5 protein-coding genes and 1 pseudogene are annotated in these 12,426 nt (G+C 44.5%); 2 read left to right on the top strand and 4 right to left on the bottom strand.

Features of this window, described 5'->3' with window-relative positions:
• Positions 1 to 4: 4 nt before the first annotated feature.
• Positions 5 to 119: pseudogene (locus RIB93_RS08080) on the bottom strand (NAD-binding protein); the annotation flags it as partial.
• A 203-nt stretch (positions 120 to 322) separates the two neighbouring features.
• Positions 323 to 955, bottom strand: coding sequence for a transaldolase family protein (locus RIB93_RS08075; protein WP_446372025.1), 633 nt, complete (start codon positions 953 to 955; stop codon positions 323 to 325).
• A gap of 733 nt (positions 956 to 1,688) precedes the next feature.
• Here RIB93_RS08075 and RIB93_RS08070 point away from each other — a divergent pair.
• Both RIB93_RS08070 and RIB93_RS08065 read left to right on the top strand, forming a co-directional pair.
• Positions 1,689 to 5,699 carry a two-partner secretion domain-containing protein gene (locus RIB93_RS08070; protein WP_446372023.1) on the top strand — a complete coding sequence of 1,337 codons (4,011 nt, stop codon included), beginning with the start codon at positions 1,689 to 1,691 and terminating at the stop codon, positions 5,697 to 5,699.
• A gap of 349 nt (positions 5,700 to 6,048) precedes the next feature.
• Positions 6,049 to 9,039: a CHAT domain-containing protein gene (locus RIB93_RS08065; RefSeq protein WP_446372021.1), complete on the top strand. Its 2,991-nt coding sequence runs from the start codon at positions 6,049 to 6,051 to the stop codon at positions 9,037 to 9,039.
• 163 nt (positions 9,040 to 9,202) lie between these two features.
• On the opposite strand, the gene RIB93_RS08060 is transcribed toward RIB93_RS08065, so the two are convergent.
• Both RIB93_RS08060 and RIB93_RS08055 read right to left on the bottom strand, forming a co-directional pair.
• Positions 9,203 to 9,943: a DUF928 domain-containing protein gene (locus RIB93_RS08060; RefSeq protein ID WP_446372019.1), complete on the bottom strand. Its 741-nt coding sequence runs from the start codon at positions 9,941 to 9,943 to the stop codon at positions 9,203 to 9,205.
• Positions 9,944 to 9,960: 17 nt separating this feature from the next.
• Positions 9,961 to 12,426 (bottom strand): CHASE2 domain-containing protein, encoded by a 2,466-nt coding sequence (locus tag RIB93_RS08055; protein ID WP_446372017.1) that lies wholly within the window; start codon positions 12,424 to 12,426, stop codon positions 9,961 to 9,963.

Below are 12,426 nucleotides of genomic sequence, written 5' to 3'. Positions count from 1 at the left end.
ATTCCGCTTTCCGGATCAAGGGGAGGCATGACTTGCGGTAGCATTTCCAGTAGCGTCACGGCAATTCCCCGCTTGACTAAGTTCTCTGCCATCTCCAAGCCAATAAACCCGCCACCGACAAGTTCTGTATTGGCAACCAGGAGTTTTTTCTCGTCGGTAATTACATCTCCCACGTAATTTGTTATTTGTGATAATTGAATGGTTAGGTCGGGGCGGGTTTAGTTATATCAGGGTGAACACGAAACGTTAGTGGTAAAACCCGCCCCTACACAAGATGTTTCATCGGAACGTCTCAGCTTCCCCATCTTCCCCTGCACCCCTGCTACGACAATCCCCGTCCTTTTTGGGCAAATTCATCAATGGTTTGCTTGGATAAATTGTGGGTAGTCATCGCATTCAACATTTCTAACGGTAGCGTCAGATGATCCGCCCCAGCGATTAAAGCTCTCGCCGCTTCTTCTGGTGATTTGAGACTTGCGGCTAGAATTTCCGTGGGACTATCTTTGAGGATAGCTGCCATTTCTTTGACTAACACCAAACCATCCCCTAGTAAACGAGTGGCGCGGTTTACATACGCGATCGCATATTTAGCTCCGGCTTCTGTCGCAACAGCAGCTTGGGCGGCGCTATAAATGGCGGTAACTGAACAGGGAATCTCTGGGGATAGATGAGCGACAACCTGAAATCCTACGGCTGTAGCCGGAACTTTCAACACTGTTTTCTCCCCAATCATCTCAAAGGCTTTTCGCCCTTCTGCCACCATTCCCTGAAAATCGGTTGCCATGAGTTGATAATACAGTTCCCCTGGACTAATTGCTGCCAGTTGTTCTAGGGTTGTTTCTGGTGGTAAATCACTTTTGGCAAGCAGTGTTGGATTGGTGGTGATCCCCTTGACCCATCCCCATTTCTCTACCGTTTTCGCTTCACTAACTAATGCTGAATCCAAATAAATCATGATCAATTTTCCGTTAATTAAGGGACTTACGGAACACTAGACTATCAATTATTGTAGAGAAAAAAAGCGGACAAAAGTCCAAAAAAGAAGGGTTCTATAATTTATTAAGTCTGCGTTAAAAACTGCGCTAGCGTGAAGAGAAGCGAGTACGACGAATGACGAATGACGAATGACGAATGACGAATGACGAATGACGAATGACAAACTATAAAGCAACAGCAACTCTCAAAATTAGATCGCTTGAATGATTTCCTGTTTAAGTTAATTCTATCTGGAGTGGCACTAAAAATTTAGTTTTGAGTGCTTAATCTCCCTAGTTTGCAATTTTAGGAAATCTCAGCAATTTGTTGAGTGTTGCTGTTACTTGTCAATGAGGAAATAGAAATGAAATTTATCAGTCGGTTTTATACCTCCTAATTTGATTTTGTCAGTTCAACTTCTGTCATTAGTAAGCCTTTCGGCTTCAATTTCTAATGTAATCACCTTTGCGGGAAAGCACAAGTAAATGACATAGAAGTTTACGTTTCGATGATTAAAGGCTGTCGTTTGTGTTACAAAAAATTTACGAATCAGGTTCTGTGAGTCAAGTGTTAGCGGTAAGTGGTTATCAGACATTGACGGGTTGAAGCGTGCCATAAGCGCCAAATTTCCGTAATTCTACGGTAGCGATCGCATTTCTCCATCTGGCTTAATTTGAATATCAGTAGAAATACGGAATCGGAGACAGGGTGTGATGGTGAGATGCAGGCAAAGTCAACCGCGTCGGGGAATTTGTGTCACAGCAGGAGTGGCGATCGCGTGGGTTCTATCCCATTGGACAACTCCTACCGTTGCCCAAGTTATTCCTGATTCTACTCTAGGGGTAGAAGGTTCTGTGGTGACGCTGGATGTGATGATTCAGGGACTTCCGGCGGATCAGATTGATGGGGGGGCGATTCGAGGTGCGAATCTGTTCCACAGTTTCTCGGAGTTTAATGTGGGCGCGGGACAACGGGTTTATTTCGCTAATCCGACGGGAATTGATAATATTCTCAGCCGGGTGACGGGTACGGATGTTTCGGATATTTTGGGAACTCTGGGGGTTAATGGTGGGGCAAATTTGTTTCTGATTAATCCGAATGGGATTGTTTTTGGTAAAAATGCTCAGTTGGATGTTCAGGGGGCGTTTGTGGCGTCTACCGCAGATGAGTGGGTGTTTGAGAATGGGACATTTAGTGCAACGAACCCCCAAGCGCCGCCATTACTGACGATTAACCTGACGCCGGGATTGCAATATGGGTCGAATTATCAAGGCGCGATCGCAAGTTCTGGTCGTTTAACGGTTGGTGGGGATTTGATCCTGGCGGGTCGAAATCTCAACCTCAACAATCAGGTACAATCTGGGGGGAATTTGACCCTATTGGCGACGGATACGTTGAAGGTGCGCGATAGTGTGGCGAGTCCGTTTATTGCTTCAGCGATGGGTCAACTGTTGGTACAGGGGACTCAAGCGGTTGATATTTTTGCCTTGAATCATCCCGATAGTGGGTTATTTTCCGGTGGGGATATGGTGTTGCGTTCTAGTAATACGGTTAGTGCAGATGCTCACTTCTGGAGTGGTGGAAATTTTCGGATTGAACAGTTAGATAGTGGTTTAGGGAATTTGTCAAGTCCTTATGACCCAGTGATTCGGGCTAGGGGAGATGTGAGTTTTAATAGCTACACAGGTCCTTCTTTGCATATTTTGGCTGGGGGAAGTGTCACGATTTCCGGGGATGTTGCTATAGAAGGTGTCGAGGCAAATGCTGATGCGATTAATGGGGATATTATCCGATTATCAGATGGGACAGAAATCACGATTAATGGCTCGACAAGACCAACTTTAGATATCCGTGCGGGTACGACTGATTTTGGCACGCCTAATGCTGCACCACTTGATAATTTTAATCCCTTTGGCGACTTCGATCCAGTGCCGACGATTGACGCTGTAGGTACAGGAACGAGTGCGGATATCAGAATTGCTGGTTTGATCGATATTCAGGCGGCGGATGGATTGGTGCTTTTAACGAATCAGTATCGCCCCAATCTTTCCTTGCCCGGGGGAGTTATTACTGCGCCATTGATTTTTACGGATGATTTTGAACGTAGGTTTGTGGGGAACAGTGGTTCTATTTTTATTGATGCTAGAGGCAATATAGAAGTCGGTCAAATTGATACCAGCAGCTTTTCTGGAAATGGGGGTGAAATTAGGATTGTTTCTGGTCAAAATATTACTTTTACGGATACTGTTGATTCTTCGGTTCGACCTGATGATGGTTTAGGATTTGGTGTCGGTGGCGATATTACCGTGACGGCTCAAGAAGAAATCGTTCTCCCTAGTGTAAATAGTTCAATTCGTAGCGTTACTCAAGGTCAAGGTAAGGGCGGTGATATTGAGATTAATTCGAGAATACTTTCCCTTAATGATGGAGCGGAAATATTTACGCTTACGAGAAGTATGGGAGAGGCATCTGGTCAGGGAGGTAATCTTACAATTAATGCGAGAGAATTTGTGGAAGTAATTGGTGTGGGTCAACTTCCAGGGAGTGATCCTAACAATCCTCAGTATAAGAATACCAGGCTGTTCGCTAGGACTTTGGGGGATGGTAATGCTGGAAATTTGACCGTAAACACGAGACAGTTGATTTTGCGAGATGGTGGGATACTATCAACGATTACTTGTGGCACAGGAGCAATGACTCGGTGTGGTTCAGCGCAACCAGGTACGTTGAGAGTGAATGCTTCTGATTTTATCGAATTAACTGGTACTCCAAACGTAGATAATGAGCAACTTTTAACCAGTGGTTTATTCAGTACGAGTGTACTTGATGGGGATGGCGGAGATGTTTTTGTTGAAACCGGGCGATTGATTATCCGGGATGGGGCGCAGATTGCTGCGGCTGCTGAGAGAAGGAGTACAGGTGCGGGTGGAAATATAACAGTAACTGCCTCTGATTTAGTAGAATTAAGTGGCACTAGACCTAATGGAATCCCAGGTGGTTTATATACTTTTGCTGCTGAGGAAAGTTCTGGAAATGCTGGAAATCTGACGGTTAATACAGGGCGATTCATTGTTCGGGATGGCGCATCAGTCGCAAGCAGTACGGATAGTACCGGGAATGCTGGAGATTTGGAAATAAATGCGTCTGAGTCTATGGAAGTCATTAATGCAGAGGTTCGTGCTATAACTACCTTGAATGCTGATGATGCGGGTGATGCTGGCAATTTTTTGATTAATACAAACCAATTAATTGTGCGGGATGACGGATTAGTTTCAGCTAGCACTTTGGGTCCAGGTGATGCTGGCACATTAGATATTAATACGAATCGATTAGTAGTTCGAGATGGGGCGAGAGTTTCTGCAGATACCTCTAGCACCGGGGAAGCCGGGAAACTGAATGTGACGGCGACTGATTCTGTTGAGGTTATTGGGACAGCCTCTGATGGAACCACTCCTAGTAGCTTATTATTTGATTCGTCGGCTTCTGAAACCGGAGGAAATGCAGGAGAATTAACGATTGATACGAGTCGATTAATTGTTAAAGATGGCGGATTGGTTTCCGCGACAACGGCGAATACTGGGGAAGCCGGAAAATTAACTGTAAATGCGTCTGAATCCGTAGAAGTTATTGGTACATCACCGAATGGTCAAACCCCTAGCCTTTTAGTCTTTGATTCGTCGGGTTCCGGTAATGCGGGAGAATTGAAGATTGACACAGAACGATTAGTTCTCCAAGGTGGTGGAAAAGTATCTGGAACAACCTTTGACTCCGGAGAGGGTGGAATTATAGAGGTTAACGCTTCGGAATCGGTAGACGTTAACGGTTCAGGAAGTGGCTTATTTTTTAAGTCTCAAAGTTTGGCGAATGCGAGAGGAATCACCCTGAATACGGGTCGCTTAACTGTGGAAAATGGCGGACAATTAACCGTGAGTGGGAGTGGTGCTGGCACGTCTGGGGATTTGGAAATTACGGCGGATTCTATCTTTTTAACTAATCAAGGACGCCTGCGGGCAACAACAACTGCTAGTGAAGGGGGGAATATTCGTTTAGATGTGACCGATTCTATTATTATGCGCTTCAATAGTGAAATTGCGGCGGAAGCGTTTGGTACGGCGAATGGGGGCAATATTACGATTAATGCTGGGGGAATTGTTTTGGCAATTCTATCGGAAAATAGTGATGTTGTGGCTAATGCATTTTCGGGTCAAGGTGGAAATATTTTGGCGACGGCTTTACTGATTGAAGGGTTTCGCCAATTTGAAGATCGCCGCACTCCAGAGAGTGATTTCACGGCGAGTTCTGAATTGGGAATTGATGGAACGGTAGACATTAATACGGAAACTCAACCTCAACTTGAACCGTTACCTCAGTTACAACCTGTAGACCCAATTGAAGCGCGATGTCAAGTCGGTCAACGGCGTGGACGCAGTGAATTTATTATTTCCGGGCGCGGGGGTTTACCGCCCAATCCAATTAATAATTCCAATTATAATCAGGGTTGGGTTGATTTCCGTGATCCGATAGGTTCGACGGAAAATCGGGTGAATTCAGGGGGAAATAATCCGCAGCCGGAGACGAAATCAACTCAAATTATTGAGGCGCAAGGATGGATTATTAAGGAAAATGGAGAGGTAGAATTGGTGGCGGAAGTACCGAATCCGACGCTGTATAGTTCCTGGCAAACCCCGATTTGTCCTGCACCAAATGACGCGATTGTCCCGTAACTTACTTTTAGTCGGGATCTGGAAAACCTCTCTCCAAACCTCTCTCCTGCGAGGAGAGAGGCTTTGAATTCTGCCCCTTCCGTTCAATAAAAGCAAAGCATCAATAACATTCGGATCAACCGCGATCATGCCATAATTACTCTATACCTTGGTGAATTGCTTTATCTATGTCCTCAAGACTTTTAGGCGTTCCATTTCTTGATCGATTTCCTAGACGCGATCGCAATTCCACATTTGTTGGCGGTACGTTATATTTTTTCTGCCGCTATTGGGGGGAAAGCGTGACGATGAACTGGCGCTAAAGCGCAACTACAAGCGCAACTACAAGCGCAATTATGAACAAAGTTGAATGACTATTATGAATTTATTCTTTAAATATGGGTTGATTGGTTTCTGTTTGACTTTGTTGATTGGCTTGGGTCAACCTTATCTCATTGGTCAATCGGCACTTAGTAGCGAACTTCCACGAATTCTTAGCCAAAGTCCTATTGTTGATAGCAATACTTTAATTGAACAAGGTCAAGGGTATTATAAAAATGGACAATTTACAGAGGCGGTAAGTCTCTGGAAAAAAGCCGTATCTCAATTGGCTGATCAAGGGAATCAACTTCAACAAGCGCGAGTTTTAAGTTATCTGGCTTTGGGTTTCCAAGAATTGGGAAAATGGCAAGAGGCGAAAGACGCGATCGCGAAAAGTTTCAACCAACTCCAATCTCTTCCCAATTCGCCGGAAAAAAGCCTGATTCTGGCTCAAGTTCTGAATAATCAAGGACATCTACAACTCTCTCTGGGAAACCCTGCTGATGCTCTAAAAACCTGGGAAAAGGTACATCGCCTTTACACCCGCTTGGAAGATGAAATTGGAAGCATTGGTAGCTTGATTAACCAAGCTCAAGCGTTGCAAAATCTAGGACAGTTACGGGAGGCATTTAAAACTTTAACTCAGGCAACATTACACCTGCAAAGTCAACCCGACTCTTTGCTTAAGTTCACGGCTTGGTCTAATTTGGGAGAACTGGTGCGAGTTGTGGGTAACTCTAATTATTCAGATCCCAATTGGTCGCCATTAAAACAGTATTTTAAGTTAGAGAATTTAACTAATTTAGAGCAATCTAAACAGTTGTTAGACAAAAGTTTGACTCTGGCGCAAAAATTGGAAAATCCCCAAGCTATTGCTGAGGCTTATTTCCAGTTGGGGAACTGGGCAAAGGATACTTATTATCACCAGCGCAGTCTCTACGAAAGAACTCGCCCCTCTCTACAGAATATTAAACCTGTTCTGGATGCTGTTACTCAAGCTACTGATTATTATCAACAGGCAATCACTTTATCAAATTATCCTCTACTTCCTATCCAATCTCAGCTTAATGACTTCAGTATTTTACTCAATACCCAACATTGGTTACTTAAGCAGCATTATTGGTCAAAGGCTCAGACTTGGTGGCAGGAAAAACTGGTGTCGCAACTGCCAAATTTAAGCCAAATTCAAGCTAAAATCACCAACTTTCCCCTCAATCACACCACCATTGATTGTCAAATTCGGTTTTCTCAACTTTTGGTCACTTTAAACCAAATTCAGCAAACGGTTAGTCAAGATAAGGCACAAGTTCCCAACATTTATCGCCATAGCGTTTGGACACAATTAGATAGTTTATTTACCACAACCTTTGCTAAAAATCAACAGATTATCCAACAATCTCACGCTTTAGAGGATCGGCGCAGTGAAGCTTATGCAACAGGGATTAGTGGTAAACTCTATGAATCGACTCGGAACCTGGACAATGCCCAAGCGTTAACCAATCAAGCGATTCAAATTAGCCAATCGATTCAGGCGTGGGATATTGCTTATCAATGGCAATGGCAACTGGGACGCTTGCGGAAAGCTCAGGGAAATATTGATGGAGAATTTGGCGCGATTGCAGCCTATCAAGCGGCGGTCAATACACTCAATACGATTCGCCAAGATTTAGCAACCCTTAATCCTGATGTTCGCTTTTCCTTTCGCGATGAAGTTGAGCCGATTTATCGGGAATTGATTGATTTACTTTTGCGAGAAGAAACGCCATCACCCAAAAAGTTAATCCAAGCCAGAGAGGTTTTAGCCCAACTGCAATTAGCGGAATTAGAAAACTATTTACAAGAAGCCTGTGCGTCATCAGATCCGGCTTTAATTGACCAAATTGTCGATGAACACGCTCCGAATACGGCGGTTATTTATACCATTCTTTTAGATGATCGATTAGAGGTGATTCTCAAACTACCTCAGCCATCGTCATGTAACGATATTAACGACGACAACTGTCAACACTGTAGAGACGTTGCATGCAACGTCTCTACACCTAATCCCAGTCATCTTAAATCTGAAACCAACCCACCCTTACAACACCATCGTGTCAAACTTTCCCCCCGTCAGGTGGAAGAAACAGTTGATCAACTCCGCACTCAACTTACTAATCCCCAACGGACTTCTCGCTATCGTCAAGCGATTCAAAATACCTCTCAACCGATCTATAATTGGTTAGTTGCTCCCTTTGAATCCCAGTTTAAAGCCAATGGGATAAATACTCTCGTTTTTGTCCTCGATGGTGCCTTACAAACCGTTCCCATGGCGGTGCTTTGGGATGGGAACCAGTATCTAGTTCAAAAATATGCGATCGCGCTGAATCGAGAACCCCAGTTACTCGCCCCTGTACCCCTCTCCCAGTATCCCTTACAGACGCTGGCATTTGGACTATCTCAGGTGCGCTCTGATTTTGCTCCTCATCAAAGCTTTCAATCCCTCGCCAATGTTGAAGCCGAACTATCACAAATTCCTTCAGATGTAACGCTACTCAATGATGAATTTACCAGTCAAGCCCTGCAAAATCAAATCAACGCCCGCCCCTTTTCTATTGTTCACTTCGCCACCCACGGACAATTTAGTTCTAATCCCAATGAAACTTTTATTTTGGCGTGGGATAAACGAATTCAGGTGAATGAATTAAGTCATTATCTCAAAAGTCGCGAGGAAAGTTTGCCTGATCCAATTGAACTGTTAGTGTTGAGTGCTTGTCAAACCGCTAATGGGGATAATCGGGCGACATTGGGGCTGGCGGGAATAGCGGTTCGGGCTGGGGCGCGGAGTACGATTGCGACGTTGTGGGAAGTGAATGATAAATCAACGACTGCTTTTATTCAGTTGCTTTATCAACAGTTAACTAATTCCACGGAACCGATGAGTAAAGCGGAAGCGATACAACAGGTTCAGAAGAAATTTTTAAAGAATCCCAATTATAAACATCCCTATTATTGGGCACCTTTTGTTTTAATTGGAAATTGGCTCTCGTTGTTTCAAGGATAAATTTATCCCTAGATGAGGGCATGATAGTATTGTGTCCCTACCTAATCAAATTAATGATCTCTCCTAGTTATTGGTTTCAGGATTATGTTTTTTTAACGCAGAGGTACGCAGAGGTTGGCGCAGAGGTACGCAGAGAGGGTTTGTCGAGGTGTGAGGCGTTTTTCTACTGTTTTTCTAGGGTGCAGCAGGGGAGAATTGGGGTTTCGGTAAGGGATTCCCAACCGATATATTCTAGTAAGTCTGCCCAGGCTGGCTTGGTTTCCAGGGGGGTTTGGCGGTGCAGGTTGGCTAGTTCGGTGATGGTGTCAAACCATAGACCGTTTTGAGCATAAATGACTATTTTGTTTTGGGGAGTATTACTGTTAAAGGGTGTGTCGTTTTGTACCCGTTGAATCCAGCCATCGACAAAAAAGTTAGGTGTTGAGGGTTGAGTTTGGCAATAGAGTTTTAGTGACCAATAATACCATTGTCCGGGTTCTAGTGGGGGTTCATTGGTGGGAAGGGTTAGGCTAATAATTCCGGGAGTTTGGGGGAGATTGAATTGAAAGTTGGATGGGTAATCGGTTTCATTTTCGAGGCTAAATTGGGCGACTTGAGCCGATGTTGCTGTGGCGGGAAGATAAAACCAAAAGGTTGGATGTTGACTCTGGGTTAATCCCCAAACATGAGTTTCTGGTAAGCTGTTCCTGGATTTTTCAAGGGTGGGAACAAGGGCGACTAATTGCTTATCGGTTTCGGAGGGCTGTGCGTCACAGGGTCCACGGGTTCCTGAATCCGCTTGTTGTCCGGGTGTGTCTTTGTCTGGTGGGGGTGGCGGTTGGTTGAAGATGAGGGCGTCGAGGGGCGATCGCTGGGTGATAATTAGAAGGGGTATGATGGCGAGGTTGAATAGTTGGTTGGTCATTGGTTGTTTGTCCTTTGTTATTTGTTTTTTGTTATACTTGTGTAGTCACGATTTGACGTTTGTAAAAGGCTAAAGCCTTTACTACAAACAATTAAGGCGATCGCGGAGGGGATTAGGGGTATCCAATAGCCGTGAATTAATAGAATTAAACTGAGTCCTGATAGTAAAACTAATGCTGTACATAAGGCGAGGATTTGGTAGGGGCGTTTGGGGATTAACTGAACCAATACTCCACCACTGAAGGAACAGCCGCCAATCCATAATACTTCACTCCAAAAATTCCCCGGTTGAATTAAGGGACGTTGATCGAGTACGGCGCTGAGTATCTGACTCACTCCATGCGCCTGAATTTCTAAGCCGCGCATTTCTCCGTAGGGGGTATGGAAGCTATCTTTGATGCTGGTGGCGGTAACGCCTATTAATATTACCCGATTCTTGACCCATTGGGGATTAATTTGATTTTGGAGAACTTCGGTTAAGGTTACGGATTGGGCGATGGGTTGAACCGCACGGTAGTTGAGGAGGATTTGTTGACCTCTAAAATCATAGCGTTGATATCCGCCCGCACGGGGGTTTAAATCGGTAAAGATAACATCTCTAAGCTGTAAGTTGCCGTTTTTGGCGGTAAATGTGGGTAATATTCTCTCTGCGGCTAAATAGCGAAAGGCGAGTTGAACATTAAGGGCGTAGGGGGTTGGACAAGGTGAAGTTGAGCTAACTCCTTGATATAATAACTGGCGGCGTAGTGGTCCGGTTTCGGTGTTTTTGCTGTCTACTAATACGTTACTAAAGCCGAGATTTTGCCAGGGAAAATTGGGGAAAGATGCGGTTCCTTGATCGCTTTCACTGCTAACTTTACAGATATGAATCACCTGATTGGTTTGGCGTAAATAGGTGGGTAAATCGGTAGGAGAGGCTATTGTGCGATCGCGATAATGAATTGGGTTATCTCGATAGATGTCTAAGCCGATTACTCGCGGTTGCATTGATTCCAGTTTCTGCAATAATTTAACTAGCACGTCATCGGATAACGGATAGCGGTATTGGTTGATATCGGCTTCGGTTATTTTCACCAGCAAGAGGCGCGAGTCTAAGGCTTCGGTTGGGCGCAATCGGATTAATCCATCCAAGGCTTGTAATTCTAACCCTTGCAATAAGCCGAGCGATCGCACGCCAATCACCACCACGCTGACAACCCCACTCAGGATCGGAATTGTCCAAGCTGGGGTCTTGACAGAATGCTCATTTTGTGCTGGAAGTTGGGATTTGACCCATTGGCGATTAAAGATGGATTGGTAGATGGGGTTATGAACCCTGAGTTTACCCTGACGCTGAACCACTAATCCAGAGAGTAGCAATTCCTGTTGGGTGTGACTCTCATCGGTGGGGATTTCTCCTCGGTGTAGGATTTTCTGATAGAGGCGGAGTAATGGGATTGAACCATGGTGACTGAGGAGGATGCGATCGCGGATGGTTCTCAGATGTTCGGGATGATCGGTGAATTCCCAGTTTACCAGAATCTGCGATCGCACGATTTGTTTCACCAATTCCCGTTCATTGTTGGTGCGACTGATTTTATCAATAACGCTTCTCGATACTCTCTCTAATGGAAGCCAACCCACTTGACTGATTCCCAGGGTTTTCCCTATAAAGTTATCACGGGAATCAATACCTTGACTCAACCCACTATTCTTAATCATCCTATCCAATGGAGAATCACAGAATCGTTGCACTAATTGACATAACTTTTGGGTGAGAAACGGTTGACCCTCAGTCCAATATAATATCGCTTCCAGCACTTTGCGTGGATGCTGAACTTTTCCCTCAAATCCTTGGGTTAAAATCAGCGCTTCATCCAGTTTAAACCCCTGTAATTCAATCGCTTTGCCAATATTAAACGGCGTTTTAGTTTTATCTTGGATTAAATCCGATGGGCTAGCCACTCCTAACAAAGCAAAGGTTAAACGTTGATAGCGTTTCTTCGTATCTCGTCCATTATAGTAGGCTCGAATTAAGGCAAAGAAATCATCGGTGGGAAAAGATAAATTCAGGGTACTGTCGATTTCATCGATAAAAATGACTAAATTTTTAGTGATAATGTCCAGCACAACCGCTTCAATAAATTCTCCCAACCGCTGTACAGGGGATAAGGAGTCATGTTCATCCCACCACTGTCGCCATTTGACGCGATTCGCCAGTCGTAATTCACTGACTAAACGATAAGCAATTCCCTTGTACCATTGTTGTTCGTTCGCCTGACGCCCAATGCGAGTTAAATCAACTACCGCACAGACAATTCCTTCCGCTTTTAGGCGTTTTTGGGTTTGCACTCGTAAGCTGGATTTGCCCATTTGTCGGGAATTGAGGACATAGCAGAATTCGCCAGCTTTTAATCCTTCATAGAGTTTTTTATCTGCTGAACGCATTACATAAGTTGTCGCATTTGGTGGTAAGCTTCCGCCTACATGATAGTCATTTGTCAT

The organism is Coleofasciculus sp. D1-CHI-01 (assembly GCF_040218875.1).
In the GTDB taxonomy this organism is placed as follows: Bacteria; Cyanobacteriota; Cyanobacteriia; order Cyanobacteriales; family Coleofasciculaceae; genus Coleofasciculus.
This window is presented reverse-complemented; position numbering and strand designations above follow the sequence as displayed.